We start from the raw sequence: 26,112 nt of genomic DNA on the forward strand, positions 1-26,112 counted from the left end.
CGCTTCAGGTGGTGACTGGGAGTTCCACCACCGCGCGCAGGCCGGGCAGGGCGTCCTCCAGGTAGACCCGGCCGCCGTGCGCGCGCACCGTCTCACGCACGATGGCCAGGCCCAGCCCGGCGCCGCCCTCGTCGCGGCCGCGGCCCGAGTCCAGCCGGGTGAAGCGGTCGAAGACGCGCTCGCGGTCCTCGGCCGGGATGCCGGGGCCGTCGTCGGTCACGGTCAGCACGCCGTCGGCGGTCAGCGCCACCTCCACCTTCGAGGCGGCGTGGCGGACGGCGTTGTCCAGCAGGTTCGTCAGCACCCTGGTCAGGTCGAGGGCGTCGCCGGTCACCAGGACCGGGTCGCAGGCCACCAGGTGGGCCTCGGCGTACCGCTCGACGCAGCGCCGTACCACCTCCTCCAGGGCGACGGGCTCGCGGCGGGCGGGACGGCCGCCGCGCTCGTCGAGGCGGGCCAGCGCGAGCAGGTCCTCGGCCAGGCGCGACAGGCGCAGCGTGTCCTCCAGCACGCCCTCGGCCGTCTCCTGCCAGTCCGCGCCCTCCGGGTGGCCCAGCGCCACCTCCAGTTGCAGGCGGATGCTGGCCAGCGGGCTGCGCAGCTCGTGCGAGGCGTCGGAGACCAGCGAGCGCTGGCGCTTCTCCGCCTCCTCCAGCCGGGCCAGCATGTCGTTGAGCGTGAGCGCCAGCGCGTGCACCTCGTCGCGGGCCTGCGGCACCGGCAGGCGGCGCGAGCGGGCGGTGTGGGTGATGTCGGCGGCGCCCCTGCGCAACGCGGCGATCGGCCGCAGCGTCCTGCCGATGATCAGCCAGCTCGCCGCCGCCAGCAGCACCACCAGGGCCGGCGTGCCCACGAACAGCACCTTGCCCGCCACGCCCAGGCTGCTCACGATCTCGCCGATCGGCCGCGCCGCCAGCACCGTCCGCCCCCGGTCGGCGCTCACCGCGACGACGCGCAAGGGCCCGGGGATCGCGTACGGCCGGCCGTCCAGATAGACCGCCTCGCCCTTGAGCGCCCGCCCCCTGGCCGCGGCGTCCAGCAGGGGGACCAGCCGGTCGGCGCCATAGGTGACGTTCGTGATCCGGCCATCGCGCTCCAGAACCTGCACGATCGTCCCGTCATGGGTGACGATCGGGCTCGTCAGCGTCTCGTTGTCGGCCTTGACCCGGACCGTCTGCGCCTGCTGGCGCAACGAGTCGTCCACCGTGCCCATCAGCGCCCGCTGCAGCACGGTCAGCAGGACCGACGCCGAGAACGCCAGCGCCAGCGCGAGCACCGCGGCGGCCACCATCGTCAGCCGGAAGCGCAGCCCCTGCCGCCGCCACCAGGCCAGCGGCGAGTCAGCCACCGTCGCCGGCCAGGCGGTAGCCCGCGCCGCGCACGGTCTGCAGGGCGTTCCTGCCGAACGGGGCGTCGATCTTGCGGCGGAGGTAGCCGACGTAGACCTCGACGACGTTGGGGTCGGTGTCGAAGGTGTCCCAGACGTGCTCCAGGATCTCCGACTTGGAGACCACCTCGTCGCGCCGCCGCAGCAGGTACTCCAGCAGCGCGAACTCCCGCGGGGTCAGCTCCACCTGGTTCTCGCCCCGCTCCACCTTCCGCCTGGCCGGATCCAGCGAGAGGTCCCCCGCGCTCAGCACGGCCGGCCGCCGGCCCGCGTCCCGCCTGAGCAGCGCCCTGAGCCGGGCCACGAGCACCACGTAGGAGAACGGCTTGGTGAGATAGTCGTCGGCCCCGAGATCGAGCCCGTCGGCCATGTCGTACTCGCCGTCCTTGGCCGACAGCATCAGGATCGGCACCCAGTTCTCCTCGGCCCTGAGCTGCTTGCACACGTTGTAGCCGGACAGCCTGGGCAACATGATGTCCAGGACGACGACGTCGTAGTCGCCGTTGCGGGCCAGGTGCAGCCCTTCCTCGCCGTCGTGGGCCAGATCCACGGCGAACCCCTCCGCCTGCAGACCACGCTGCAACGCCGCTGCCATGCGCCGCTCATCCTCGACGACCAGAAGCCTCATGCCCTGGAGTGTAGGGACCCCCGCCTGAGAACCCTCTCAGCCCCACTCCACCACCGGAAACACCCCACGGCAGCGAACAGGCAGCCACGCGGTCAAGCGGGTCAGCCGGGCGAGCGGGTAGCCCCGTGTTTCCGGCGCCGGTGCGGTGGAGGTCGGCGCAAGGCGTGCGGTGGGAGGGCGGGGCCGGGGGAAGTGGTGAAGGGGGCCGTTGCGGTGGGACGTGGTCCGACGTGAGAAGCGATCCCCCCGACCTGCGCCGGCGCACGTCGGCGGGTGGCGTGTGCGGCGGCCCGCCGTAACGGATGGTGCAGGTTGTGGGGGAACGAGCGAGAGGACGGCGGTGGATCAAGCTGAGAGGGTTCTCAGAGGCTCTCAGGATCGCCTAAGGACGGATGACGCACGGTGGGAGCATCCGCATACCGTTAAGGAGTGAGATGCGCAGAGGAACGATCGTGAGGTGGGGGGTTCCGATCGCGGCCGCCGCCGTGATCGGGGCGGCGATCGGCGCCGGTCCCGTGATCGCCGCCGTCAGCGGTGACCCCGTCCTGCCCGAACGCACGGCCGCGCAACTGCTGGCCGACGCCGCCGCCGCGGTCAAGAAGGCCGGCGGCCCCCCGGCGATGTCGGGGACGGTTCAGCAGACCGCGTCGCTTGGCCTGCCCGCGCTGCCCGGCCAGGGTGGCGCGGCCTCGCCGCTGGCGTTGCTGTCGGGCTCGCACGAGGTCAAGGTCTGGTACGGCTCGCAGGACCGCCTGAGAATCGCCCTCCCCGGCCAGATGAGCGAGACCAACCTGATCGTCAACGGCGACCAGACCTGGTACTGGGACAGCGGCACGAACACCGCCACCAAGGTGAAACTGCCCGCCAAGACCGAGCAGGACCAGAAGTTGCCCACCCCGGGCCCGACGGACCTGACCCCGCAGCAGGTGGCGGAGACCTTCCTGGACCGGGTCAACGAGGACACGGGGGTCTCGGTGACGAACACCTCCGAGGTCGCCGGCCGCCCCGTCTACCAGCTCGTCCTGACGCCCAAGGCGCAGAGCTCGCTGGTGAAGGAGGTGCGGCTGGCCCTGGACGGCGAGAACTACATGCCGCTGCAGGTGCAGGTGTTCGCCAAGGAGTCGGCCGAGCCGGCCTTCCAGGTCGGCTTCACGCAGGTGACGTTCAGCCCGCCGGCCGAGGAGAACTTCGTCTTCACCCCGCCCGCCGGGGCCAAGGTGGAGGAAGCGGAGCTGGGCAAGCTGCGCGAGCCGGCCGCCGCCGACCACAGCAAGGAGGCCGGGAAGGCCGCCGAGCAGGTCAAGGTCGTCGGCGACGGCTGGACGAGCGTGGCCGTGCTGCCGTTCGAGCAGAAGGGACAGCAAGGCCGGCAGGACTCGCCCGAGGCCCAGGCGGCCAAGGTCATCCTCGACCAGGCGACCCCGGTGAGCGGCACGTGGGGCTCCGGCAAGCTGATCAGGACCAAGCTGGTCACCGCCCTGCTGACCGACGACGGCCGTCTGCTGGCCGGCGCGGTCACCCCTGACGAACTCGTCAAGGTCGCAGGCCGGTGACCTCCGAGGTCATGCTGGAAGCGGGGGCGTCCTTCGGGGCGGCCCCGCCCGCCGCCATCACCACCAGCGGCCTGACCAAGCGCTTTCGCGGCGGGCAGGTCGCGGTGGACGCGATCGACCTGGACGTGCCGAGCGGCTCCGTCTACGGCTTCCTCGGGCCCAACGGCTCGGGCAAGACGACCACGATCCGCATGCTGCTCGGCCTGATCGCGCCCACGGAGGGCGAGTTCACGATGCCGCCCCTGACCACGGTGGGGGCGCTGGTGGAGGGGCCCGCCTTCTATCCGTACCTGACGGGTGAGGCCAACCTGCTGCGTTTCGACGCCGCCGACCCGAGCGCGCCGCCGCGTACCGCCAAGGCGCGGGCCGCGCGGGCGCTGGAGCGGGTGGGGCTGGCGGCGGCGGGCGGCAAGCGCTACCGGGCGTACTCGCTCGGCATGCGCCAGCGCCTGGCCATCGCCGCGGCGCTGCTGCGGCCCCGGCGGCTGCTGGTGCTCGACGAGCCCACCAACGGGCTCGACCCGCAGGGCACCCGCGAGGTGCGCACCCTGGTCAAGGACGTCGCCGCGGAGGGAACCACGGTGTTCGTCTCCTCGCACCTGCTGGCCGAGGTCGAGCAGATGTGCACGCATGCCGGGATCATGAGCGCCGGCCGGCTCGTCGCCCAGGGCACCATCGCCTCGCTGAGCGGCGGGCGCGCGGCCAGGATCAGGATCGACACGCCGGACCTGGAGGAGGCCGCGCGGGTGCTGGGCGCGCTCGGGCTGCCGGACGTGCGGGTCGGCTCCGACGTGACCGCCGAGCTCGGGGGGCGGGCGCCGGAGCGGATCAACGCGGAGCTGGTCGTGGCGGGCGTGGCCGTACGCGGGCTGTCGGTGGTGCGCACGAGCCTGGAGGACGTGTTCGTGGGACTGACGGGGGAGGGGTTCGATGTCGACGGCTGAGACCGAGACCGGCACGCGCAGGATGCCGGGGCTGGTGCCGGTGAGCGAGACCCGGCGCAGCGCCGAGCGCGCGGTCGCCGACGCTCCCGGCGAGCCCGTGCCGGCCGAGGCCGAGGCGCCGGGCGGGGCGGTGGCCTTCTGGCGGCTGCTGCGCTCGGAGCTCGGGCTGACGTTCCGGCGGCCGCGCAACCTCGTCATGCTGGGCGTGCTGGCGCTGGTGCCGGTGATCATCGGCGTGGTGCTGAAGAGCATCGGCACCGAGGAGGCCGACGGCGGCATGGGCGCGCTGCTGGCGGCCACGGCGGGCAACAGCCTCATGCTGACGTTCGTGGCGCTGTCGGCGCTGGTGCCGTTGCTGATGCCGATCGCGGTCGCGGTCGTGGCGGGGGACTCGATCGCCGGCGAGGCCGGTGGTGGCACGCTGCGCTACCTGCTGGCCGCCCCGGCCGGGCGGGGACGGCTGCTGGCGGTCAAGTACCTCAACGCGGTCGCCTTCGCCGCCGCCGTGACCGCCGCCGTGGCGGCGTCGGCGCTGGTGGTGGGCATGGTGCTGTTCCCCGTCGGGCCGGTGACGCTGCTGTCGGGCACGACCGTGAGCTTCGCGGAGGGGCTGCTGCGCATCCTCATCACCGTCGGCTACGTGACCGCGGGCATGGCGGCGCTGGCGGCGGTCGCGATGGCGCTGTCGACGCTGACGGAGGTGCCGATCGGGTCCATCGCGACCACGCTGGTGCTGATCATCGTCACGCAGGTGCTGCGCGCGTTCCCGCAGCTCGACGCGGTGGCCCCGTATCTGCTGCCGACGCACTGGTCGGGCTTCGACGGGGCCCTTCGCGACCCGATCGGCGACATGTCCCCCGGCCTGCTGGCCTTCGCCGCGTATGTCTTCCTCTTTCTCTCCCTTTCGTGGGCGAGGTTCTCCGGCAAGGACATCTCTTCTTAGCCTTACGGCACAGCCAGCCAGGCGCCACCCGCCGACGTGAGCGGGCGCAGATCGGGGGATCGCTTCTCACGTCGGACGTGGCGCCCACCGTCACGGCCCTTCGTCAACCAGGGCCGGGGTGTAGCGGACCCAGGGCGGCGGGTTCGCGGGCCGGTGGGGTTGTGGTTGGTCAGGAAGGGCGGCGGCGGAGGGCCAGGGCGGCCACCACCACGCCGATGACGCCTACCGCCAGGCCCGCGCCGCCCAGGACGCGGGCGGTGTTGTCGGCGGAGGACGCCGCGGCCACCGGGGTCATCGAGGGCTGGGCGGCCGGGGCGGCGGCCGGGGTAGGAGAGGCCGAGGCGGCGCCGTGGCCGTCGCCCGTGGCGGGGGTGAGCTTCAGGACCGGGGCCGGGTGCTCCACCTCCGAGCCGTCCGGCTTGGGCGCGTCGGCCCACTTGACGACCTCGCCGCTGGAGTAGGTCTGGGTGGCGGGGAAGACGAGTTCGGTCACGTCCTTGGGGAGCTGGCCCATCGAGACCTCGAACTCCTGGAACTCACCCGGGTTGATCTTGCCGCCGGACCACTCGATCTTGGTGACGGCCTCCTCCAGGTCGCCGAACTCGGTCTTCACCGGCTTCGGCAGCTTGCTCTCGGTGACCTTGACCTTCCAGCCGTTCACGGGCTTGACGCTGACGAAGGCGAGCGGGTGGTCGGTCGGGAAGGCGACCTCGATCTTGGTGGTGCCGGCGTCGTCGCGCTCGTTCGGCACCCGGAAGGCGACCTTGGTGAACCCGCCCTGCTCGGCGGTTCCGGGGTTGATGGTGACGTGGGCCAGGGCGGGGGCGGCCAGGCCGAGGGTAAGGGCTGAGGCGGCGGCCAGCACGGTCGCGGCACGTCGGAACATGGACATGCGGAAGTCTCCACTTCGCGTTCGGGAAAAGGGGATGGGGTGTCAGGCGGTCAGGCGGGAAGTGGAGGACCGCGCCTGCTGACGGTGAGCGTGACGGCCGGGCAGACCGGTACGCGGCGGGAGGTGGGGAAGACGGCCTGCCGTACCCGGGCAGGAGGGGCGCACACGAGCAGCAGCACCAGGCGGCGGCCCACGCGGCGCAGCAGCGACCACAGCGCGCCCTCGCCGCGCGCCAGCCACCAGCCCGTGAGCAGGGTGGCGATCAGGTGCGTGAGGAGCATGCCGGTGTTCGTGCCGAGGCCGTGCTCGGGGTCGGTCAGCGGGGACAGGACCGCGGGACCCGCGGCGTAACCGAAGGCGGTGTGCAGGGCGAACTGCGTGGCGACGAGGACGGTGTTGATCGTGGCGGGGGCGCGTTCGCGGCCGGACAGAACCGCTCCCAGCGCCATCACGGCCGCCAGGCTCAGGCACAGCAGGCCCGGCGCGGGCGCGGCGCCGCCGGCCATGGTGTGGGCGAGCGCGGCGAGTCCCACCCCGACGGCGGCGAAGGCGGCCGAGCGGGTGAGCCGGAGCGGGAGTTGGGCGCGCATGGGTTGCCCCATGGTCTCACGGGGCAGGGGTCGTGGTAGTCCCAACCTGATCGATGCCTGGATGATTTGTGGCATTTGTCGCTAGGGTCTGTGCCGATCGCGTTGACATGAGGTGATGACGTTGCGGCACTTTGCTGGATTACTCCTCGGCCTGGTGGTGACAGCCGCCGTGCTGGTGGGCGGGGGATGGGCCGTGCAGCAGGCGTTCGTCGCCGGCATGGGGACGCCCGTGAGCGGGCAGCGGCTGTGGATCGCGCTCGGGGCCATGGCGGCCGTCGGGCTGGTGGTCGGGCTGGTGGTGGCCGGGAGGGTCTCGCCGCTGGCCACGTTCGTCCCGTCGCTGGTGCTGCTGGCCTGGACCGTGGTCTACGCCCTCGACTCGGTACGCGCGCTGTCGCTCATCCCCGACCAGCCCACCATGCACTGGCTGCTCACCGAGGCGGGCGCGGGCAACAAGGCGATGCTGACCTCGGGCTTCTACGCCCTGCTCGGCGTCGCGATGTTCATCCCCGTGCTGATCCCCTCCCGCTGGGCCCGCCGCTACGACGACATGGACGAAGAGTACGAGCAGACGCAGGAGAGCACCTACTACTGAGCGCCCGCGGTGTAGAGGCGGGTGACGACCTCCTCCAGGGAGCTCTCGCCCGCCATCAGCTCGTCCAGCGTGCCGTCGAACTGCAGCCTGCCGTGGTCGATCACCATGACCCGCCGGCACAGGCGCTCGATGTCGCCGAGGTCGTGGGTGGTGAGCAGCACGGTGGTGCCGCGCTCGGCGTTCACGCGCTGGAGGAAGGCGCGGATGCTGTTCTTGCTGACCACGTCCAGGCCGATCGTGGGCTCGTCCAGCACCAGCACCTCGGGCGCGTGCAGGAGCGCGGCGGTCAGGTCGCCGCGCATGCGCTGGCCCAGGCTGAGCTGGCGCACCGGCGTCTTCATGAACGTTCCGAGGCCGAGCGTCTCGACCAGCTCCTCCAGCCGGTTCCGGTAGTCCTCGCGATCTACTTTGTAAAGGAGCCGGATCAGGTCGAAGCTGTCCTTGAGCGGCAGGTCCCACCACAGCGTCGTACGCTGCCCGAAGACCACGCCGATGCGCCTGGCCACGACCGTGCGCCGGCGCGAGGGATCGAGCCCGGCCACGCGCACCGTGCCCGAGGTGGGCGTGAGGATGCCGCAGAGCATCTTGATGGTGGTGGACTTGCCGGCGCCGTTGGGGCCGAGGTAGCCGACGAACTCTCCCGGCGACACGGTGAACGACAGGTCGCTGACGGCGTGCACGACGTTCCTCTTCACCTTGAAGGAACGCGCGGCCCGGTCCAGCTCGATCATGGTCAACTCCCGGTGGATCGGTAGCGTCGGATGCCCTGGCGCCAGGCCAGCCCGGCCAGCAGGGCGAGGACGAGGGCCGCGGCGGGCCCCAGGAAGCGCATGAACTCCGGCGTGCCGAAGGGATCGGGCAGGCCCAGGACGTAGAGGCCGGGTTGCCAGTTGACGAAGGCCAGCGGCAGCACGTACGTCACCCCGCGCACCAGTTCCTTGCCGTAGACGGCGAACGGGTACTGGGTGAGGTGCCCGCTGGCGTAGGTGAAGGAGCTGGACACCTCGGGCGCGTCGGTCAGCACGAACTGCAGCGCGCCGGCGATGGTCCAGAGGGCGGAGAAGATGACGATGCCGCAGCCGATCATGACCGGCACCATCCACAGTCGCGACCAGGGCAGGTCGAGCGCCACCAGCGCGTAGCCGAGCACCAGGGCGGCCTGGACGACCCGGCCGATGCGCGTGATCAGGAAGCGGTCCGTGGCCGCCTGGATCCAGGTGCTGACCGGGCGGATCAGCATGCTGTCGAACGTGCCCGCCTTCACGTGCACGCTGATCCGGTCGAGGTTGCTGACCAGCGTGTCGCAGATCGCGAAGGCCACGTTCGAGGTCCCGTACAGGAACAGGACCTGCTCGCGGGTGAAGCCGGCCAGCGTGGTGGTGTTGGAGAAGATCACCAGGATGGCGGCCACGTCGAGCCCGGCGACCGCGAAGGCGAGCACGGTCATGATCGTGAAGGAGACGGGGTACGCGGCCGCGGCGCGCGTCCAGACCCAGGCCAGCAGCAGGTAGGTCCTAACCACCCTGGATCACCACCCGGTGGCGGATCAGGCGGGTGCCGAGCGCGCCCAGCCCGAGCAGGACCGCGGCCCAGAACGCCTGGCCGCCGAGCGCCTGCCAGAGGTCGGCCTTGCCCAGGTAGACGTCCAGGGGGACCTGGACCATGGCCGCCCACGGCAGGGCCTCGGCCAGGTCGCCGAGGAATCCGGGGAACAGGCCGAGCGGCAGCGTCATGCCGCTGAAGAACGTGGTCAGCACCAGGGAGACCGCCATGACGCCGCGGTCGTCGCTCAGCCAGCACACCGACAGCGCCACCAGGTAGCGCCAGCCGAAGCTGACCACCACGCCCAGCGTGAAGCTGGCCATGAAGGCGAGGGCGTCGTGCGGCGCGCCGATGCCGAACAGCAGGGCGCCGAGCAGCACCGGCGGCAGGCCGCGCACGACGAACAGGTAGGCGGCCCTGCCGAGGTCCTCCGCCAGCGAGCACAGTTGCAGGGAGGCGGGGCGGACCAGGTCGAGGGCGATGTCGCCGCTGCGGATGCGTTCGGGGATGCTCAGGCCGCCGCCGAACAGTTGCATCGAGCCGATGAAGGCCTGGGTGACGAAGCAGAACGTGACGGCGTCGTGGACGTCGTAGCCGGCCAGGCCGGGCCTGGCCTGCCACAGGGCGATGAGGACGTAGGCGCGCAGGATGCCGAAGACGCTGTTGGTGAAGGCCCCGGCCAGCGCTGCCGCGACGTAGGTGGCGTGTTTGCGGAAGCCGTACCGGACGAGCCGGGCGTAGAGGAGAATGGTGGCACCTCCGGAGCGTGAGGGCATGACGACAGCCCGTGCGCGGGAGAGCGCACGGGTATGCCGGGCGAAGCCCCGTATTATGCGGCGGCCCGCCCGCCGGGTGCAACGGGTTTCGGCGGCGGGGGCGAGTAGGTGCTTACCGGTGGGTAGAGCGGTGTTTCCGGGGGAATGGGATACATCGGAGGCCTTGTATGCGCATCGACAGGGACGTCTACCCCGACTACCCCATGAGCTGGCAGGCCCGCGCGCTCAACGGCGTGCTCCGCGGCACGCTGAAGCCCGCGTCCAGCCTGCTGCTGCGCCATCCGCTGGCCATCGACGCGGCCGCCCGGCTGGGGACGCTGTCGCGCCTGCTGCCGATGGCTCCGCCCGAACACGTCGACATCGTCCCGGCCAGTTTCAGCGACTGCGGGGGCGAGTGGATCCGCGCGGGGGAGGGCCTGGACGAGCGTAAGGTCCTGCTCTACTTCCACGGCGGCGGCTACTTCTCCTGCTCGCCGCGTACCCACCGGCCCGTCACCTGGCGGCTGTCGGTCGTGGCCAGGCGTCCGGTGCTCGCCCTGGACTACCGCCAGGGACCGGTGCACCGGCTGGCCGAGTCGCTGGCCGACGCCCTGGACGCGTACTCCTGCCTGCTGGAGCGCGGTCACGCGCCCTCCGACATCCTGCTGGCGGGGGACTCGGCCGGCGGGCACCTGTGCCTGTCCGCCTTGCTCGCCCTGCGCGATCGCGGCCTGCCGCTGCCCGAGGCGGCGCTGTGCCTGTCGCCGTGGGCCGACCTGACCGACGCGCCGCGCCGGGCCAACCGCTGGCAGGATCCGATGCTGCCGGCCGGGCGGGTGCGCTGGCTGGCCCGGCACTGGACCGCCGGCCTGGACCCGCGTGACCCGCTCGTCTCGCCGGTCAACGGCGACTACACGGGTCTGCCGCCGTTGATGATCGTCACCGGCTCGACCGAGGTGCTGCGCGAGGAGGCCCACCGGGTCGCGGTCAGAGCGCGCGCGGCGGGCGTGCCGGTCCGCTACGAGGAGTGGCCGAGGATGCCGCACGTCTTCCCCATCCTGGCCGACGTGCTGCCGGAGGCGCGGCTGGCGTTCCGGCACATGGCGTCGTTCCTGGCGGACGTGCAAGGGCGTACTTTCCTCGAAGATGCCGCCTGACGGCGCATCGCTCCTTACCGGGGGTGTAGGTTAGGTATACCTAAGTAAGCTCCGGAGGGGGATGGGCCCGGGATGTCGAAGAGCGAGCACAAGGCGACCGTGCTGCGGACCGAGCAGCTCACGCCGCACATGATCCGCGTGGTGGTGGGCGGGGAGAGCCTGCGCGGCTTCGCCACCTCCGGATTGACCGACCACTACGTCAAGCTCGTCTTCCGCCATGAGGGCGTGGAGTATCCGGAGCCGTTCAGCGTGCAGACCTGCCGCGAGGAGATGCCCCGCGAGCACTGGCCGAGGCTGCGCACCTACACCGTGCGCGCCTGGGACCCCGACGCGCTGGAGCTGACGATCGACTTCGTCCACCACGGCGACGAGGGGCTGGCCGGTCCCTGGGCGGCCGCCGCTCAGCCGGGCGACACCCTCTACATGCTCGGGCCGGGCGGCGGCTACGCCCCCGACCCGGCCGCCGGCTGGCACCTGCTCGTCGGCGACGAGAGCGCGCTGCCCGCGATCGCCGCCGCCCTGGAGGCGCTGCCCGAGGACGCGGTGGCGCACGTGTTCGTCGAGATCGAGGGCCCGGTCGAGGAGCAGAAGCTGGATCGCCCGGTGACCTGGCTCTACCGCGGTGACCGGCCGGTGGGCCGGCTGCTGGTCGAGGCGGTGCGGGGGCTGGAGTTCCCGGAGGGCGACGTGCACGCCTTCGTCCACGGCGAGGCGGGTTTCGTCAAGGAGTTGCGGCGCCACCTGCGGGTGGAGCGCGGCGTGCCGCTGGAGCGGCTGTCGATCTCCGGCTACTGGCGGCTCGGCGTCGACGACGAGGGCTGGCGGGCGGTCAAGAAGGACTGGAACCAGGCGGTCGAGGCCGAGGAGGCCAAGGAGCTGTCGTCGTAAAACGCCACTTCAGGCCGTCCAGTCACACCTCTTACTAGCCGAAAGGTAACACCCGCCTTACTCGCGATACCCCTTGGGAAAACCATGCGGAAACCCTCCGCCTGATCGGGCCACAGTGTGCTTGCCAGGTCCCATACAGGAGAGGCGAGATCCGGATGGCGCGTGGTGCGAGCGACATGCCTCCAGGCGTGCGACCGCTGACGGTGGGAGACCCGGTCATCATCGGCCGCTACCTTCTCCTGGGCCGGCTCGGCACGGGCGGGATGGGCGTCGTCTACCTCGCCGAACATCCCCGCGGCGGCCTCGTCGCGCTCAAGACGCCGCACGCGGTGCACCTCGGCGACCAGACGCTGCGGGCACGCTTCGCCGAGGAGGTCGCGTTCTCGCGGCGCGTGGTGCCGTTCTGCACCGCCGCAGTGATCGAGGACGGCACCGACCGCGACCGGCCCTACCTCGTCACCGACTACATCCCGGGGCCCGCGCTCTCGCAGGTCGTGGAGGCGCGCGGGCCGCTCACCCCCGATCTGGCCTACGGCGTGGCCCTGGGCGTGGCCGCCGCGCTCGTGGCCGTGCACGACGCCGGGCTCGTCCACCGGGATCTGAAGCCGGGCAACGTGCTGCTGTCCACGCACGGGCCGCGCGTCATCGACTTCGGCATCGCCCGCGACGTCGACACCCTCGCCGCCCACACGCAGGCCGGGCAGGTCATGGGCAGTCCCGGGTGGGTGGCGCCGGAGCGGCTGACGGGGGGCGCGGCCGTACCGGCGGCTGACGTGTTCTCCTGGGGCTGCCTGGTGGCCTACGCCGCGAGCGGCCACCACCCGTTCGGGCGGGGCGAGACCGACGTGATCATGCGGCGCATCATGCTGGAGCCGCCGCGCCTGGACGCCGTCCCCGCCATGCTGCGGCCCGCGGTGGAGGCGGCCCTGGCCAAGGAGCCCGCCGACCGCCCGCGCGCCGCCGACCTGCTGCGCGCGCTGCTCGCCGCGGGCGGCGTCGGCGACCCGTGGGACCTTCGCGCCGCCGTCGGCGACGTCCTGGACGAGCTCTGGACGCCCGTGCCCTACCCTCCGGGCGCGGGCAGGGTACGGCTGGCGCCGCCCCCGGCGGAGGAGAGTCCCAAACGCCGCCGGGCCCGTGCCGGGGCCCACTTATCCCACGCCAGCTTCGCCGCCCTGGCCACGGTCTCGATCGCGGCGATCACGGTCGTGGCCGCGGGCAACCCCGGCAGCCTCGGCTTCTCCGGCAGTTCCGTCATCCCCGACATCCCGGTCGTGCAGCCGCACGGGTCGGCGGGCTCGACCGTCCGGCCCACCTCGGGTGTGGCCTCCGGCGTGCCGACGCCCGTGACCACCCCGCCCTCCAGCCCGACCGTCACGCTGACCCGCACCCTGAGCCCCAGCGCCATCCCGAGCCCGTCGCCGCACCGGCGTACCACCGACGGCATGGGAACGTTCCTGCCCGAGCCGCCCGAGGACGACGACTGCGTGAACCCGGCGGGGCGCAAGCGGGGCAACGCGGCCAAGCGGGACTGCCCGGTGCCCTCGACCGGCATCACCACGATCCCCCAGGAGGGGCCGGGCGAGGAGTCGCCGGGCCCCAGCGTCACCCCCACCCTCAGCCCCACCTCCAACCCCACGCCGACCACCACCACCTGACCGCCGGTCGTCGCGGCACCTTCCAGACCGGGGGCTTGCCGTAACGTCTGGAGGAGAAGCGGAGGGGGATGGCGTGAACAGCGCTGAGATCGCGCGGGCGGTGGCGGCGGCCGTCGAGACGGCCGCCGGGTACGGGCTGGGCGCCGACGACGCGTCCGTGCTGCACCACTCCAACCGGATCGCCGTCCTGCTGCGGCCCGGCGGCGTGCTCGCCCGGGTCGCGCCTGTCTCGCAGCGCCTCGACTTCGAGGCCGAGGTCGCCCGGCGCCTGGCCGGGACGGGCAGTCCGGTGGCGGGTCTCGATCCGAGGGCCGAGCCCCGCGTCCACGTCCGCGACGGTTTCGCCGTCACCCTCTGGACCTACCACGAGCCCGCCGCACCGGGCGACCTCCCGCCCGCCGCCTACGCCGGCGCCCTGGCCCGGCTCCACGCCGGTCTGCGCCGCGTCGACCTTCCCGCGCCGCACTTCACCGGCCGCGTCGCCGAGGCCCTGCGCGTTGTCGAGGACCCCGCCGTCAGCCCGGACCTCGCTACGGCGGAACGCGCCCTGCTGACCGGCACCCTGCGCGGCATCAGCCGCGCGATCCTGGACCGCGACCCGCGCCAGCAGCTCCTGCACGGCGAGCCGCACCCCGGCAACCTGCTGGCCACCGCGGACGGGCCGCTCTTCATCGACCTGGAGACCGTCTGCCGCGGGCCCGTCGAGTTCGACCTCGCGCATGCCCCCGAGGACGTCGCCGCGCACTATCCGGGCGCCGACCCCGGGCTGCTCGCCGACTGCCGCGTCCTCAGCCTCGCCCTCGTGGTCTCCTGGCGCTGGGACCGCGACGACCGGCTCCCCGACGGGCGCGCGCGGGGCCGGGAGTGGCTCGCCCAGCTCCGGGCCGCCCTCGGCCGCAGACAGGAACCGGTTCCCGGCCGTGCGGGTCAGTAGTAGCCGCGCATCAGCTCGCTCGCCCACTCCGGCTGCCGCGTCGGCCCCTGCGGCCCGAACTCGGTCATGTACGGCTTGATGTCCAGGACCGGCGAGCCGTCGATGGCGTCCAGGCCGCGGACCCGCAGGTCGAGCCCTTCGACGGCGAGCAGCCGGCAGCGGGAGACGCCGAGCAGGTTCGGGCGGTTCTTGCCCCGCTGGGCGAAGATGCCGACCTTGGGCCAGCCGGGGTTCCCGCGGGGATGCCGGGCGGAGGTGTTGATCGAGGCGGGGTCCACGCGATGGAACCGGAACACCACCTCCAGATGGGAGAAGGCCTCCAGCCCGGCCAGGGACTCCGGCCCGAAGCGGGCCGCGTCGAGGCGGATCAGCGCCTGCTCGGTGTCCCAGTCGTCGTCGACCGCCTCGGCGCGCCCGCCGATGACCGTCCCGATCGGCTCCACAACGATGGTCTGCACGGCGTTTTCCTCCGGTGATCGTGTCAGTTCGCGAAGAAGGACTGGAGATGCCGGTTGACCGGTTCCGGGCAGTCGAGCTGGGGCGCGTGGCCGCAGCCGTCCAGGATCACGAGCCGGTCGTCCGGGAGCAGTTCGGCGAAGCGGTGGGCGCGCTCGACGGGCTGGACGGTGTCCTGCCCGCCCCACAACACCAGCGTCGGGATCCTGGTGGCCGGCAGGGCGCGTTCCGTCACCGCCCAGTCCAGGCGGCGCTCCAGCAGGTAGGTGGCGCGGATGTTGTCGTGGAAGGTCATCGGCGCCCACCACTCGTCCAGCAACTGCTCGGTGACGCGCCCCTTGTCGACCATCATGCCCTCGGCCAGCCCGCGGACGGTTGCCCTGCCCGTGGACAGCTTGACGGCCAGCTCGCCGAAGACGGGGATCTTCAGCGACTCCCACATCAGCGTGCCCGGCTCGTCCAGTCCGGTGGCGTCCAGCAGGGCCAGCTTGCTGACCCGGTCGGGGTGTCGCTGGGCGAAGGCCAGCGCCCAGCCGCCGCTCCACGAGTTGCCCGCGAGGGCGGCCCGCCGTACTCCGAGGGCGTCCATGAAGGCGCCGACGGCCGCGACCATCGCGTCCAGGTCGTAGGCGAAGCCGGGGTCGTTCAGCCGGGTGTATCCCTGGCCGGGCAGGTCGACCACGTACACGGTGTGGTCGCGGGCCAGCGCCGCGAGCTGGTCCTTCCAGCCGATGACCGAGGTGCCGCCGGGCGAGAGCAGGATGACCGGCGTGCCGGATCCCGCCCGGACGTAGTGGAAGCGCGCGATCGGGGTGTCGGCGTGGCGCGAGCCGACCTGCGCGAGGTACGGCGAGCGGAAGGCGCGGCCCTCCTCGGCCGGCTGCCAGACGTAGGCGCCGGCCAGCAGCGCCGCCACCAGCGGCACGGCCACGGCCAGCGCCCATCGGCGCCGTTTGCGCGCGGGGCGGGCGGTGTCGTCCAGACGGACCATGATGATTCCTTGGTGAGGGTCGGAGCGCTTTCATGCGTCTGGACGGGACGGCGCTCGCGGGCGTGACAACGACGGCACGTGATCTGGCTCACGGGTGGAACAGGGCCGCCGCGGCGGCCCACGCCCGGGTGAGCCCGAACTCGGCCAGGCCGCGGACCAGGTCGCGCAGGGTCTCCTCGGTGGCGCCGGCCGACCTGGCCAGCTCGGCGTGCAGGCGCAGGGACGGGCCCGGCGTCTGGTAGAGGACGTCCACGGTCAGGCAGGCGATCGCCCGCTCGCGGACGTCGAGGTGCGGCCTGGCCCACCGCTGCGCGAGCTGGTCCTCGGTGAACGCGGCCAGCCCGGGGTCGACGTCCTCGAGCTCGCGTACGGCAGCGGCCAGCGGGCCGTCCAGCGGCACCGGCGTGACCGGATCGGTGTCGCGCGCCTCCGGCAGGCCCAGCTCGGCCAGCCGCTGGAAGGCGGGGACCACGATCGGGTACCCCACGTACGGGGCCAGGTGCCGGTACAGCTCCCTGATCGACTCGGGGTCCACGTCATGGGCCAGGGCCATCTGGACGTGCATGGCCAGGGGCAGTCCGAGGTGGGGGTGGCACAGGTCGGCGGTCAGGCAGACGAAGGACTTCTCCCGCATGGTCAGGTGGGCCAGGCCCCACAGGTGGTGACCCGCTCCGACGGCGAGCCGGGCGAAGATGGGGTCGAGCGCGGTCAGGGCGTCGGCGCCGGCGAGCTGGGTCATCGGTGTGGCTCCGTTCTGGACAGGCCGAGCGCGCGCAGGCGCAGGGTGTCGAGGGTGTACTGGGGGACGATCCGGCCGAGCGTGCTCATCAGCCGGGACTTCCTGCCGACCGGGTAGCGTGCGCGGGGGCGGCGCGCGGTGAGGGCGTGCAGGACGGCGCGGGCGACCACGTCCGGGCTGGAGCCGGACCGCTCCTCCTTCAGCCCGCTGGCGACCATGGTCCGGTAGGCGGTGCCGTACAGGCGCCTGCCGTCGGCGCCGAGGGAGGCCAGGCGGGGCTCGACCTCGTCTTCGAGCTTGTCGACGGCGTCGGTGTGGATGGAGCCGGGTTCGATGAGGACGGCCGCGACGCCGTACGGCCTGAGCTCCATGCGCAGGGCGTCGTTGAGTGAGCGGATGGCGTGCTTGGAGGAGCACAGCGGGCCGCCGAAGGGCAGCGTGATCCAGCTCCCGACCGAGCCGACGGTGACCACCCGGCCGCGCGCGGCGCGCAGCTTCGGCAGCATGGCCTGGGTGACGGCGACCTGGCCGAAGACGTTGACCTCGTACTGCCGGCGCAGCGCGTCCAGGGGGACGAACTCGAGCGGGCCGGTGACGCCGATGCCCGCGTTGTTGACCAGGGCGTCGAGGTGGCCGATGCGCTCGGCGGCGGCGGCGATCTGGCCGGGGTCGGTGACGTCGAGCAGGATCGGGGTGACGGCGGGGCCGAGCGCCTGCCCGTCCGCCTCCTTGCGCACTCCGGCGTGGACGGTGAAGCCCGCGCGGGCCAGCAGCAGGGCGGTGGCGCGGCCGATTCCGGTGGAGGCGCCGGTGACCAGCACGTTCTTCATGCCGTCCGTACCTCGGCCTTGAGCTGCCGGTTCTCCCTGACGAGCAGGTAGATGAGCAGCGTGCTCATGAGGAGGTGCCCGGCGGCGGTGTACAGGCCGGGGAAGTAGCCGCCCTTGAGGATCGGGAAGACGAAGTGGGCGATGCCGTTGAGCAGGCCGGCGCCCAGGGCGTACCACCACAGGAAGAAGTTGGCCACGCGGATCCGGTACAGCGCGCCCGCGCCGGCGAAGAAGTAGAGCGCGCCGAAGCCGAAGACGAAGACCAGCAGGAACTCCTTCTCCGGCCAGTCGCGCGGCGAGTCGAACAGCTCGACGATCTCGTGCGGGAAGCCGCCGGTGTACTCCTCGGCCATGTGGATGAGCTGGAAGCCGACCGCGCACAGGTAGACGGCGATCACCCTCCTGGACTTCACCGGGTGGGTGTAGCTGAAGGCCATCCATCCGCTCCAGCCCAGCACGCTGGCCACCACGAGGATGACGGCGCCCTGCAGGGGTAAGGTCAGCAGCGCCCAGGCGCAGAACGCGGCGGCGAGGATCGCCATCACGACCGCCGAGTACGGTTCAGGTTTCATGGCCAGAACGGTAGGAAGCGGGCGGTGCCGGCCGCCTCTGTCAGGTGACTGATGGTCGCCGGCGGCACCTCAGTCACCTGGCGGAGGGCCACGCTGGTCAGGCGATGAGGCCGGGGATCCTGGCCAGCTCGGCCCGCGAGGCGACGCCCAGCTTGGGAAAGGCCTTGTACAGGTGCGAGGCGACCGTGCGCGGGCTCAGGAAGAGCTGGGCGCCGATCTCACGGTTGGACGCGCCCGTGACGGCCAGCCGTACCACCTGCAGTTCCTGCGGCGTCAGGACGTCCAGCCGGTCCCCGGCCCTGGCGCGATCGGGCAGCGGGACCCCGCAGGCGCGCAGCTCGGCGGCGGCGCGCGCGGACCACGGAGCCGCGCCGAGACGGTCGAAGGTCTCCATGGCCGCCTCCAACTGGGCGCGCGCGTCGGTGCGGCGGTGCCGGCGGCGCAGCCACTCCCCGTAGGTCAGGCGGGTACGCGCCTCGTCGAAGGGCTGCCGGTCCTCGGCGTGCAGCGCCAGCGCGCGCTCGTACAGGTCCCCGGCCGCGCCGTCCGCGCCCAGCAGCGCGCGCGCCCGATGGAGTACGGCCAGCGGCCCCGGCCGGCCGATGGACTCGGCCCAGCCCGCGTAGCGCCCGAGCAGATCCCGCGCCCGTCGCGGATCCCCGGCCCGCGCGGCGGCCTCGATGGCGTCCGGCCAGGAGTAACGCCACAGGAAGGCGTGGCGCGCGGGGCCGGTCATCGCCCGATCCACCCGGTCGAGCACCGCCTCGTAGCGGCCGAGCCCGAGGTCGAGCATCGCCCGCGCGTACTCGGTCCAGCAGGAGGCCAGGATCCACCGGCGGTGGTCGGCGTCGCGGATCGCCCGCGCGGTCATCGCCTCGCACTCCTGCTCGGCCCCGGCGACCGCGGACAGCCACGCGTGCAGGCCGGCCAGGTACCCGGCCGAGGTCGGCTGCCCGGCGTCCGAGGCCAGGGCCAGGCCCGCCGTCACGGTGACCCGCGCGGCCGGGTGCCGGCCGCTGATCAACTGGGCGATGGCCAGCAACGTCATGGCCTGGGGCAGGCGGGCGAGCCGCCCCTCGGCCCGGCACTCCTCGACGAGCGCGCTCGCGCCGTCGAGCAGGCCCTCGGCGTCGCCGTGCACGACGCCCTGGAAGGACTGGAGATAGCGCAGCTCGTACGGGATGTGCTCGCCCGGCGCCGGCGCCGGGAAGGCGGGCGTGGCCACGACGCCGCCCTCCAGGCTGAGGCGGAAGGCGTGGTTGATCGTGCGGACCACCGCGGGCAGCCCGTCGCCCGGCGGGCACAGTTCCTCGGTACGGCGGGCCAGCGCGAGCTGGTCGGGGTGGGCGCTGCTGGCCCAGGCGTAGGAGCCCGCCATGCTCAGCAGCGACAGCTTCACGCCCAGGTCGCCGCTCGCCTCGACTCCCTGGTGCAGCAGCCGCACGCCGTCCAGCGGGCGGCCGGCCTCGATCTCCAGCTTCGCCCGCACGTAGGCCAGCTCCGCCTGGACGGCGCCCGTCAGCGTCGCCGCCTCGGCCTGCCGTCTGGCCCTGTCCACCAGCTCACGCGCGCGCTGCCACAGGCCCGCCTCGGTCGCCGCCTCCGCCGCGGCCGCCCACCGGTGTACGGCCCGGCCGGGATCGGCCGACAGCTCGGCGGCCCGCGCGTAGGCCGCCGACACCGCCGCCTGGCCGCCGCGTTGACGCGCGCGCAGCGCGAGGTTCTCCAGCTCGGCCGCGACCTCCTCGTCGGGCCGCAGGGTGACGGCCGCCAGGTGCCAGGTGCGCCGGTCGTCGTCCACCGCCTCGGCCAGCGCGCGGTGCGCGGCCATCCGGGCGGCGATGTCGCAGGCCAGCAGCACCGCCGTACGCACCAGCGGGTGGCGGAAGGCCACCTCGGCCAGGCCCACCCGGACCAGGCCCGCACGTTCGGCCGCCGCGAGGTCGCCCAGCGACGCGCCGAGCCGGCCGGCGGCGCGATCGAGCACGTCCAGCTCGACGTGGTGGTCGAGGGCCGCCACCAGCAGGCAGGACCGGGTGGCGTCGGGGAGGTCCGCGACCCGGTCGCGGAATCCGGTCAGCACCCGGTCCGTGACGGCCGTGGCCGTACCGAGGGAGAACGGCAGCGGGAGCAGCGCGCCGCCGCGCTGCCCGGCGGTGAGCATGCGGGGCAGCTCGATCAGCGCCAGCGGGTTGCCCCCGGCCTCGGCGAGAAGGTGGTCGCGCACGGCCGGCGGCAGGCCGGCGGCCTGCTCGGCGAGCAGCTTCCGGGCGGCCTCGGCGTCCAGCTCGCCCAGCCGCAGCTCCGGCAGCCCTCTGGCGGGGAAGGCGCCGTCGCCGTCGCGCGCGGCGAACAGGACCGTCACCGGCTCGGCGTGCAGGCGGCGGGCGGCGAACAGCAGCGCGTCGGCCGACTCGCCGTCCAGCCACTGCGCGTCGTCGACCAGGCACAGCACCGGGCTCGCCGCCGACAGCTCCACCAGAAGGCTGAGCGTCGCCAGCCCGACCAGGAAGCGGTCGCCGCGGATGGCGCCGCCCTGGCCGAGCGCGCCGCGCAGCGCGTCGGCCTGCTGCGGCGGCAGGGCCCGCGCGTGCTCCAGGATCGGGCGCAGCAGCAGGTGCAGGGCGGCGAACGGCAGGTCGGCCTCGGACTCGACGCCGGTCACCCGCAGCACGCGGGCCTCCGTCGCTCGCGCGGCCGCGTCCTCCAGGAGCGCCGACTTGCCGATGCCCGCCTCGCCCCGCACGACCAGGGCGCCGGAGCGGGCCGCGAGCAACTCGCCGAGGACGGCCTGTTCGGCCTGACGCCCGTACAGCGTGACGTTGACGTGCTCCACGGGTGTTCCTCCGGGCTCGGTCGGACGGGCTGGCAAGGATCATAGGCTTCGCCCGGCTTCCGGCTCGCATGGGCGGCGACGGTCACCATACGGTCTTCAGAGGGCGGTCAGCACCCGCGGGCCTTCCTCCGTCACCGCCACCGTGCGCTCCACGTGCGCCGCCCAGCGCCGGCTCACGCTCCGCAACGTCCACCCGTCGTCGTCCACCTGGTAGCGGCCGTCGCTGCCCGCCACCAGCATGGGCTCGATCGCCAGCACCATCCCCGGTCGCAGCACGAGCCCCCGGCCGTCCCTGCCGGTGTTCGGCACCGGCGGATCCTCGTGCATGTGCCGGCCGATCCCGTGTCCGCCGAACCCGCTCATCACCGCGAGTCCCGACGTCTTGGCCACCGCGCCGATCGCCGCGCTCACGTCGCCCAGGCGGTTGCCCGGCACCATCTTGGCGATCCCCGCCGCGAGGGCCCGCTCGGCCGCCTCGATGAGCCCCTCGCGGTCGTGGTCCGCGCCCACCGTGATCGAGAACGCCGCGTCGCCCGCCCACCCGTCCAGGTAGGCGCCCGCGTCCACGCTCAGCAGGTCGCCCTCGCGCAACCGGTAGCCGTCGGGGATGCCGTGCACGATCGCGTCGTTGACCGAGGTGCAGATCACCTTCGGGTAGGGCGTCGGGGCGAAGTCGGGCTGGTAGTTCAGGAACGCCGAGGTGGCCTTGTGATCGGCGATCACCTGTTTGGCCGCCTCGTCCAGTTCCGCCAGCCGTACTCCTGGGGCCACCAGTTGCCGGGCCGCTTCCAGTGCTCTGGCCACCACACGGCCCGCTTCGCGCATGGCGTCGATCTCGCCCGGGGTCTTCAGTTCCATCATGAGCGATAACTATACCGGTATTACTATACCGATGGACAGGGTGGGTGGCGCGTTACAGGCTGCGGGTCGTGGCGCAGGCCCATCGCGGAATCGGATCGTAGGCGTGCACGTCGTGTGCCGGCACCACGTGCATCCGGTCGGCCAGGCTGATGACGCGCAGCAGCCCTTCGCGCACCCGCGCGGGCTGGACGTCGGCCAGCACGCGCAGCATCTTCGGCCGCTCCGCCCGCAGCGTCACGCCCTCCATCTGCCAGGTCAGATCGCCGATGAAGGCGAACCGGCGAGCGTCGGGAAGGCTGACGAAGACCACGACGGAGCCGTCCGTGTGCCCACCGGCCTCGACGATGACGACCGAGCCGTCGCCGTACACGTCGTGACTGCTCGGGAAGCCGAGGTACGGCGGGCCGTCGAACGTGTACGAGTGGACCTGCCGGCGACCGGCGATGCCGCGGAACAACGCCGCGTCCTTGGCGCGTTCGACGTACCGGCCCTCGGCGGGGTTCATCCAGATCGGCACGTCGAGGTCTTCCAGGCCGCTGACATGGTCCCAGTGCGCGTGGGTGATGAGGACGCCGCGCAGGCGGCCCAGGTCGTAGTTCTTCGCCCGCAACTGCTCGTCTACCGTGGCCCCGAGTTCGTGCGGGGTGCGCCGGTAGGACGGCATGGCCGCGATGTGCGCCTCGACGCCGGCGCCGAATCCGGCGTCGATCAGCAGGTCGCCCGCCGGGTGCTGAACGAGTACGGCGGTGGCCGCGAACCTTCGCACGTCGCCGAACGATCCGCCGCGGTAGGCCAGGGCGGCCCGATTCTCGTACGTGCCGGTCGGGAGCTGGAAGATCGCCATGCCCTCCGGCGGTGCCGCCTGCGGCAGCGGGCCCGTCCACGGCGCCGGCGCCGGGAGCGGCGCGGGCCGGAAGGAGCGGACGACGAGGAACACCGCGGCGGTGGCGGCCAGCGCCACACCGGTCCACACATAGATCATGGTGCGTCGTGCCTTTCTGCGGCTGCGGTCGTCCAGCCCCTCGATTGCATCGCGCCGCCGGCAGGGGCGTCCAACACCTGATGAGAGGCGGCGATACCCTGAGGGTATGGTCGATCTGCGCACTCTCGGCTACTTCGTCGCGGTGGCCGAAGAGCTCAACGTGGGCCGGGCGGCAGCCCGGCTGCACATGTCGCAGCCCCCGCTGAGCAGAGCGATCCAGAAGCTCGAAGTGGAGCTCGGCGCCGAGCTGTTCACCCGTTCCGCTCGCGGCATGGCATTGACCCAGGCCGGTCACGCGCTGCTGCCGGAAGCGCGGGAGGTGCTCGCCAGGGTCGAGTCGTTGCCGTCGCTGGTGGCGCAGACGGCGGAGGTGCGCACGCTCACCATCGGGACGCTCGCCGACAGCGTGGATCGTGCCGGCGGCGCGCTGATCGAGGTGTTCCGTTCGCGTTACCCCGGTGTGGAGATCCGCATCGTCGAGGGCGACCTCACCGATCCGACCATCGGCGTCGGCCGCGGGCTCGTGGACGTGGCCGTCACCCGCACCCCGTTCACCGCCAACGGCGTCGCCGTCGCCGAGATCCGGCGCGACCCGGTTGGCATCGTCATGCGCGACACCGACCCGCTCGCCGCCCGGGAACGGCTTCAGCTACGAGACGTGCGGGACCGCCGGTGGTTCCGCATCCCCGACACGGCGGATCCGCTCTGGCGCGACTACTGGGCAGGCGGGCGCGTGAACCAGGACGACACCATCGTGCGAACCGTACGCGAATGCATCAAAGCCGTCCTGTGGTCACACGCCATCGGCCTCGCACCGCTGACCATCAGCCGGGCGCCCGGCATCGTCGTCGTGCCGATCGACGACGTCGCGCCGAGCCCGCTCGTCGTCGCCTGGCGGCGGCGGGATCGCAGGTCGCTCATCCACGGCTTCGTGGAGGTGGCGACGACCATCGCGCGACCGCCTGACGTGGCGACGAGCGCCGCGCGAGCGGCTCCCGTCCGCTGACGGCTTCGCGCATGGCGGCTCCTGGAGGTTCAGCGTCTGCGCTTGAGGAGGCGGCGCACGACGAGGGCGACGACGGCGCCCACGGCGGCCAGCACCAGGACGGGACGCTTCTTCGCCTTGGTGACGGCGTCGCCCGCCTTCTCCTTCGCCGTCGCCATCACCTCGTCCGCCTGGTCTCGCACCCTGCTGGGCACGTCGGCTTTGGCGGCCAGCGCCTCGACGGTGTCGCCCAGGTCCTGTCTCGTCCGGACGATGTCCTGCTTCACCGCTTCCTCGCCCGGCTCCTGCTCAGGCTGGACGTCCGAGTCCTGGGTGGCCTCCGGGAGCGGACGGTCGTCCGCGGGGCGTTCTTCCGCGATGGGCGGCTGCGGGACGAACGTCTCGTGCGACTCGCGCTCCGCCTCGTCGGCCAGGGCGTTCTCCGCCGCTCCCGGCCTGGTCGGGGGCACGTTCACCGAGATGTCGTCCGTCGGGGTGCCCACCGTCGCCCGGCGCGCGCCCACGTTTCCCGCGTTGTGTTCCCGGTCCATGCCGGGGTCTGCCTCGGTCATCTCCGGGCCCTCTCCTTCACCACGTCGACGTCCGTCTTGAGGCTGTCGATCGCCTGGGTCGGCACCGGGGGAGTGGCCCGCCGTACCTGGGACCTGCCCGCCAGGGCGAGCACGCCCGCGAGCGCCAGCAGCGCCCCCGCCACCACCCCGGCGGCCGCCCAAGCGGGCAGCACCAGGGCCAGCAGCAGGATCACGGCCGCGACCAGCGCGGCGGCGCCGAAGAACGCGGTCATCCCCGCCGCGCCGAACAGCCCGGCGCCGAAGCCGGCCCGCCGCCCCTTGCCCTTGAGTTCGAGCGCGGCCAGCCGCATCTCGTCGCGGACCAGCCTGCTCACCTGCTCGGACAACTGCCCGACCAGCTCAGCGGTGGACAGGTTGCCCTTCGGGTTCTCCCTCACGGCCGTCACCTCCTCCGATGAGGTAGGCGCCTACCCAGCCTGCGGGCGCTCTATCACCGCTGTTCAGCCAGGGGCGCAGAGCTGGGAGGTCAGGGTGGTGCGGGCCCATGCCTCCCAGGCGTCCGGGGACCAGTCCCGGTCCCGGACGAAGATCAGATAGAGCTCCGGGCTGAGCAGGCCGTACAGCAGGTCCGCCGCCATCCCGGCGGTCAGGCCGGGACGGGCGTCGGGCTTGCCGGCCAGGGCTTCGGCCGCCGCGTACTGCACGGTGTAACGCGGGTCGGGACCGTCCGGCCACTGTGCGGCGATCTCGGGGTCGGTGGCCGCGGCGGCCGCGATCAGCGGCATGATCGGGGCGACCCGGCCCAGGATCTCCCGGGTGCCCTGGACGTGGGCGCGCAGTTGCCCGGCGGCCGTGGGCTCGGCGCACGCGGCGCGAAACCACTCCCGATCCATGGTGGCGACCGGCTCGGTGTCCCCGGCGATGGACGCGTCGACGACGTCCTTGAACAGCGTGCGCTTGTTGCCGAAGACGAAGTAGACCGTCTGGACGGCAACCCCCGCCCGATCCGCCACCTCCTGAAGGCTCGTCGCCCCGTAACCCTGCGCGACGAACAGCTCGCGAGCCGCCGCCACGACCTTTTCGCGGGTACGGCGCGAGCGCTCGGCTCGCTTGTCCGGCCGCTTGACTCGATCCATGAGGCGAGTATATCTCTAGAGTCAATCACTAGAGTTCAACTACAAACTCTTGGAGGAGTCCGATGGACGACAAGCAGCGAGACCGCGAGGAAGAGTCCGTCTACCGCGCACTGGAGGGCTACTACCGGGGCGGCAAACCGCCGTGGGACACCGGCGTGACACCGCCCGAGCTGTCCGCCCTGGTCGAGGGGGACGGCGCGCTGCCGCCCGGCCGCGCCCTCGAACTCGGCTGCGGCACCGGGACCAACGCCGTCTACCTCGCCCGGCACGGCTGGGACGTGGCCGCCGTGGACGTGATCGAGCACGCCGTCGACCAGGCCGGGAAGAAGGCCGAGGCGGCGGGAGTGGCGGTACGGCTGCTGCACGGAGACGCCACCCGCCTCGACGAACTGGACGTGCCCGGCCCCTTCGACCTGTTCTTCGACCTGAGCTGCTACTGCGGCATCCCGCTGCACCGCCGCGACGCCTACGCCGCCGGGCTGACGCACCGCGCCGCTCCAGGAGCGCGGCTGCTGATGTTCGGGTACGGCCCCGAGCCGCTCGGCAACCCGACCTCCGAGATCACCTCATGGGCGGCGGGGGTCACGGCCGACGAACTCCGCACCAGGTTCCCCGGCTGGGAACTGGTCGAGGTCACACCGGGCACCAACTCGGTGCCGACCTTCTGGTTCACGCTGCGCCGCAGCGCCTAGACACCGTGTGTCCCGCCGGCGTGCGGGCATCCT

27 protein-coding genes and 1 pseudogene are annotated in these 26,112 nt (G+C 72.7%); 10 read left to right on the top strand and 18 right to left on the bottom strand.

Features of this window, described 5'->3' with window-relative positions; genetic code table 11:
* Positions 1–4: 4 nt before the first annotated feature.
* Together ACIBEJ_RS02220 and ACIBEJ_RS02225 are read right to left on the bottom strand one after the other, a co-directional pair.
* Complete coding sequence (locus ACIBEJ_RS02220; RefSeq protein ID WP_397180738.1) at positions 5–1,348, bottom strand: sensor histidine kinase; 1,344 nt, start codon at positions 1,346–1,348, stop codon at positions 5–7.
* Entirely contained in the window at positions 1,341–2,015 is a 675-nt protein-coding gene (locus ACIBEJ_RS02225; RefSeq protein ID WP_397180739.1) for a response regulator transcription factor, read from the bottom strand. The genes ACIBEJ_RS02220 and ACIBEJ_RS02225 overlap by 8 nt, the downstream gene beginning before the upstream one ends.
* A gap of 452 nt (positions 2,016–2,467) precedes the next feature.
* Between ACIBEJ_RS02225 and ACIBEJ_RS02230 the strand changes: the two genes are divergently transcribed.
* The 3 genes from ACIBEJ_RS02230 to ACIBEJ_RS02240 are packed head-to-tail and all read left to right on the top strand — an operon-like array spanning position 2,468 to position 5,455.
* Entirely contained in the window at positions 2,468–3,568 is a 1,101-nt protein-coding gene (locus ACIBEJ_RS02230) for an outer membrane lipoprotein carrier protein LolA (RefSeq protein WP_397180740.1), read from the top strand.
* Complete coding sequence (locus tag ACIBEJ_RS02235; RefSeq protein WP_397180741.1) at positions 3,565–4,512, top strand: ABC transporter ATP-binding protein; 948 nt, start codon at positions 3,565–3,567, stop codon at positions 4,510–4,512. Before ACIBEJ_RS02230 ends, ACIBEJ_RS02235 begins: the two co-directional genes overlap by 4 nt.
* Positions 4,499–5,455, top strand: coding sequence for an ABC transporter permease (locus tag ACIBEJ_RS02240; protein ID WP_397180742.1), 957 nt, complete (start codon positions 4,499–4,501; stop codon positions 5,453–5,455). Before ACIBEJ_RS02235 ends, ACIBEJ_RS02240 begins: the two co-directional genes overlap by 14 nt.
* A gap of 169 nt (positions 5,456–5,624) precedes the next feature.
* On the opposite strand, the gene ACIBEJ_RS02245 is transcribed toward ACIBEJ_RS02240, so the two are convergent.
* Positions 5,625–6,347 carry a YcnI family protein gene (locus tag ACIBEJ_RS02245; protein WP_397180743.1) on the bottom strand — a complete coding sequence of 241 codons (723 nt, stop codon included), beginning with the start codon at positions 6,345–6,347 and terminating at the stop codon, positions 5,625–5,627.
* Positions 6,348–6,397: 50 nt separating this feature from the next.
* Positions 6,398–6,937, bottom strand: a complete 540-nt coding sequence (locus ACIBEJ_RS02250) for an MFS transporter (protein WP_397180744.1) — start codon at positions 6,935–6,937, stop codon at positions 6,398–6,400.
* Positions 6,938–7,052: 115 nt separating this feature from the next.
* Here ACIBEJ_RS02250 and ACIBEJ_RS02255 point away from each other — a divergent pair, with 115 nt between their 5' ends.
* Positions 7,053–7,532: a hypothetical protein gene (locus tag ACIBEJ_RS02255; RefSeq protein WP_397180745.1), complete on the top strand. Its 480-nt coding sequence runs from the start codon at positions 7,053–7,055 to the stop codon at positions 7,530–7,532.
* Between the two features lie 50 nt (positions 7,533–7,582).
* Here the strand turns inward: ACIBEJ_RS02255 and ACIBEJ_RS02260 are convergent.
* The 3 genes and pseudogenes from ACIBEJ_RS02260 to ACIBEJ_RS02270 all read right to left on the bottom strand — a co-directional run.
* A pseudogene (locus tag ACIBEJ_RS02260) lies at positions 7,583–8,263 on the bottom strand (ATP-binding cassette domain-containing protein); the annotation flags it as partial.
* Positions 8,264–8,265: 2 nt separating this feature from the next.
* Entirely contained in the window at positions 8,266–9,054 is a 789-nt protein-coding gene (locus tag ACIBEJ_RS02265) for an ABC transporter permease (protein WP_397180746.1), read from the bottom strand.
* Positions 9,047–9,850 carry an ABC transporter permease gene (locus ACIBEJ_RS02270; protein WP_397180747.1) on the bottom strand — a complete coding sequence of 268 codons (804 nt, stop codon included), beginning with the start codon at positions 9,848–9,850 and terminating at the stop codon, positions 9,047–9,049. The genes ACIBEJ_RS02265 and ACIBEJ_RS02270 overlap by 8 nt, the downstream gene beginning before the upstream one ends.
* A gap of 167 nt (positions 9,851–10,017) precedes the next feature.
* Here ACIBEJ_RS02270 and ACIBEJ_RS02275 point away from each other — a divergent pair, with 167 nt between their 5' ends.
* The 4 genes from ACIBEJ_RS02275 (at position 10,018) to ACIBEJ_RS02290 (ending at position 14,466) form a co-directional block, all read left to right on the top strand.
* Positions 10,018–10,986 (top strand): alpha/beta hydrolase, encoded by a 969-nt coding sequence (locus tag ACIBEJ_RS02275; protein ID WP_397180748.1) that lies wholly within the window; start codon positions 10,018–10,020, stop codon positions 10,984–10,986.
* A gap of 72 nt (positions 10,987–11,058) precedes the next feature.
* Positions 11,059–11,874: a siderophore-interacting protein gene (locus ACIBEJ_RS02280; protein ID WP_397180749.1), complete on the top strand. Its 816-nt coding sequence runs from the start codon at positions 11,059–11,061 to the stop codon at positions 11,872–11,874.
* A gap of 188 nt (positions 11,875–12,062) precedes the next feature.
* Positions 12,063–13,532, top strand: a complete 1,470-nt coding sequence (locus tag ACIBEJ_RS02285; protein ID WP_397180750.1) for a serine/threonine-protein kinase — start codon at positions 12,063–12,065, stop codon at positions 13,530–13,532.
* Positions 13,533–13,605: 73 nt separating this feature from the next.
* Positions 13,606–14,466 (top strand): phosphotransferase enzyme family protein, encoded by an 861-nt coding sequence (locus ACIBEJ_RS02290; protein ID WP_397180751.1) that lies wholly within the window; start codon positions 13,606–13,608, stop codon positions 14,464–14,466.
* On the opposite strand, the gene ACIBEJ_RS02295 is transcribed toward ACIBEJ_RS02290, so the two are convergent.
* The 8 genes from ACIBEJ_RS02295 to ACIBEJ_RS02330 form a co-directional block, all read right to left on the bottom strand.
* A complete protein-coding gene (locus ACIBEJ_RS02295) occupies positions 14,460–14,924 on the bottom strand; it encodes an SAM-dependent methyltransferase (protein WP_397180752.1) in 465 nt (154 codons plus the stop codon). The genes ACIBEJ_RS02290 and ACIBEJ_RS02295 overlap by 7 nt on opposite strands.
* Positions 14,925–14,947: 23 nt before the next feature.
* Complete coding sequence (locus ACIBEJ_RS02300) at positions 14,948–15,913, bottom strand: alpha/beta fold hydrolase (RefSeq protein WP_397180753.1); 966 nt, start codon at positions 15,911–15,913, stop codon at positions 14,948–14,950.
* A gap of 88 nt (positions 15,914–16,001) precedes the next feature.
* Positions 16,002–16,652: a carboxymuconolactone decarboxylase family protein gene (locus ACIBEJ_RS02305; RefSeq protein ID WP_397180754.1), complete on the bottom strand. Its 651-nt coding sequence runs from the start codon at positions 16,650–16,652 to the stop codon at positions 16,002–16,004.
* Positions 16,649–17,482, bottom strand: a complete 834-nt coding sequence (locus ACIBEJ_RS02310; RefSeq protein ID WP_397180755.1) for an SDR family oxidoreductase — start codon at positions 17,480–17,482, stop codon at positions 16,649–16,651. The genes ACIBEJ_RS02305 and ACIBEJ_RS02310 overlap by 4 nt, the downstream gene beginning before the upstream one ends.
* The gene (locus tag ACIBEJ_RS02315; RefSeq protein WP_397180756.1) at positions 17,479–18,054 is read right to left on the bottom strand and encodes an HXXEE domain-containing protein; all 576 of its coding nucleotides are present in this window, start codon (positions 18,052–18,054) and stop codon (positions 17,479–17,481) included. The genes ACIBEJ_RS02310 and ACIBEJ_RS02315 overlap by 4 nt, the downstream gene beginning before the upstream one ends.
* 97 nt (positions 18,055–18,151) lie before the next feature.
* Entirely contained in the window at positions 18,152–20,890 is a 2,739-nt protein-coding gene (locus tag ACIBEJ_RS02320; protein WP_397180757.1) for an ATP-binding protein, read from the bottom strand.
* 96 nt (positions 20,891–20,986) lie between these two features.
* Positions 20,987–21,751, bottom strand: a complete 765-nt coding sequence (gene map, locus ACIBEJ_RS02325) for a type I methionyl aminopeptidase (protein ID WP_397180758.1) — start codon at positions 21,749–21,751, stop codon at positions 20,987–20,989.
* A gap of 52 nt (positions 21,752–21,803) precedes the next feature.
* Positions 21,804–22,724 (bottom strand): MBL fold metallo-hydrolase, encoded by a 921-nt coding sequence (locus ACIBEJ_RS02330; protein WP_397180759.1) that lies wholly within the window; start codon positions 22,722–22,724, stop codon positions 21,804–21,806.
* 115 nt (positions 22,725–22,839) lie between these two features.
* Here ACIBEJ_RS02330 and ACIBEJ_RS02335 point away from each other — a divergent pair, with 115 nt between their 5' ends.
* On the top strand, positions 22,840–23,739 hold the full coding sequence (locus ACIBEJ_RS02335) for a LysR family transcriptional regulator (protein ID WP_397180760.1): 900 nt from the start codon (positions 22,840–22,842) through the stop codon (positions 23,737–23,739).
* Between the two features lie 29 nt (positions 23,740–23,768).
* Here the strand turns inward: ACIBEJ_RS02335 and ACIBEJ_RS02340 are convergent, their stop codons facing one another.
* The 3 genes from ACIBEJ_RS02340 to ACIBEJ_RS02350 all read right to left on the bottom strand — a co-directional run bounded on the left by ACIBEJ_RS02340 (position 23,769) and on the right by ACIBEJ_RS02350 (position 25,387).
* On the bottom strand, positions 23,769–24,290 hold the full coding sequence (locus ACIBEJ_RS02340; protein WP_397180761.1) for a DUF3618 domain-containing protein: 522 nt from the start codon (positions 24,288–24,290) through the stop codon (positions 23,769–23,771).
* Positions 24,287–24,688: a phage holin family protein gene (locus tag ACIBEJ_RS02345; RefSeq protein ID WP_397180762.1), complete on the bottom strand. Its 402-nt coding sequence runs from the start codon at positions 24,686–24,688 to the stop codon at positions 24,287–24,289. Before ACIBEJ_RS02345 ends, ACIBEJ_RS02340 begins: the two co-directional genes overlap by 4 nt.
* A 63-nt stretch (positions 24,689–24,751) precedes the next feature.
* Positions 24,752–25,387 (bottom strand): TetR/AcrR family transcriptional regulator, encoded by a 636-nt coding sequence (locus ACIBEJ_RS02350; RefSeq protein ID WP_397180763.1) that lies wholly within the window; start codon positions 25,385–25,387, stop codon positions 24,752–24,754.
* A 62-nt stretch (positions 25,388–25,449) separates the two neighbouring features.
* On the opposite strand from ACIBEJ_RS02350, the gene ACIBEJ_RS02355 reads away from it, so the two are divergent.
* Positions 25,450–26,079 (top strand): class I SAM-dependent methyltransferase, encoded by a 630-nt coding sequence (locus ACIBEJ_RS02355; protein ID WP_397180764.1) that lies wholly within the window; start codon positions 25,450–25,452, stop codon positions 26,077–26,079.
* Positions 26,080–26,112 lie beyond the last annotated feature (33 nt).

Origin of the sequence: Nonomuraea sp. NPDC050790 (assembly GCF_044456745.1) — a bacterium.
Lineage (GTDB): Bacteria > Actinomycetota > Actinomycetes > Streptosporangiales > Streptosporangiaceae > Nonomuraea.

Bases quoted from the DNA above. Each gene is read 5' to 3' on its own strand.
- ACIBEJ_RS02225 (WP_397180739.1), bottom strand. From the start codon at position 2,015: ATGAGGCTTCTGGTCGTCGAGGATGAGCGGCGCATGGCAGCGGCGTTG.
- ACIBEJ_RS02240 (WP_397180742.1), top strand. From the start codon at position 4,499: ATGTCGACGGCTGAGACCGAGACCGGCACGCGCAGGATGCCGGGGCTG.
- ACIBEJ_RS02245 (WP_397180743.1), bottom strand. From the start codon at position 6,347: ATGTCCATGTTCCGACGTGCCGCGACCGTGCTGGCCGCCGCCTCAGCC.
- ACIBEJ_RS02250 (WP_397180744.1), bottom strand. From the start codon at position 6,937: ATGCGCGCCCAACTCCCGCTCCGGCTCACCCGCTCGGCCGCCTTCGCC.
- ACIBEJ_RS02255 (WP_397180745.1), top strand. From the start codon at position 7,053: ATGACGTTGCGGCACTTTGCTGGATTACTCCTCGGCCTGGTGGTGACA.
- ACIBEJ_RS02270 (WP_397180747.1), bottom strand. From the start codon at position 9,850: ATGCCCTCACGCTCCGGAGGTGCCACCATTCTCCTCTACGCCCGGCTC.
- ACIBEJ_RS02275 (WP_397180748.1), top strand. From the start codon at position 10,018: ATGCGCATCGACAGGGACGTCTACCCCGACTACCCCATGAGCTGGCAG.
- ACIBEJ_RS02280 (WP_397180749.1), top strand. From the start codon at position 11,059: ATGTCGAAGAGCGAGCACAAGGCGACCGTGCTGCGGACCGAGCAGCTC.
- ACIBEJ_RS02300 (WP_397180753.1), bottom strand. From the start codon at position 15,913: ATGGTCCGTCTGGACGACACCGCCCGCCCCGCGCGCAAACGGCGCCGA.
- ACIBEJ_RS02305 (WP_397180754.1), bottom strand. From the start codon at position 16,652: ATGACCCAGCTCGCCGGCGCCGACGCCCTGACCGCGCTCGACCCCATC.
- ACIBEJ_RS02310 (WP_397180755.1), bottom strand. From the start codon at position 17,482: ATGAAGAACGTGCTGGTCACCGGCGCCTCCACCGGAATCGGCCGCGCC.
- ACIBEJ_RS02315 (WP_397180756.1), bottom strand. From the start codon at position 18,054: ATGAAACCTGAACCGTACTCGGCGGTCGTGATGGCGATCCTCGCCGCC.
- map (WP_397180758.1), bottom strand. From the start codon at position 21,751: ATGATGGAACTGAAGACCCCGGGCGAGATCGACGCCATGCGCGAAGCG.
- ACIBEJ_RS02335 (WP_397180760.1), top strand. From the start codon at position 22,840: ATGGTCGATCTGCGCACTCTCGGCTACTTCGTCGCGGTGGCCGAAGAG.
- ACIBEJ_RS02340 (WP_397180761.1), bottom strand. From the start codon at position 24,290: ATGACCGAGGCAGACCCCGGCATGGACCGGGAACACAACGCGGGAAAC.
- ACIBEJ_RS02350 (WP_397180763.1), bottom strand. From the start codon at position 25,387: ATGGATCGAGTCAAGCGGCCGGACAAGCGAGCCGAGCGCTCGCGCCGT.
- ACIBEJ_RS02355 (WP_397180764.1), top strand. From the start codon at position 25,450: ATGGACGACAAGCAGCGAGACCGCGAGGAAGAGTCCGTCTACCGCGCA.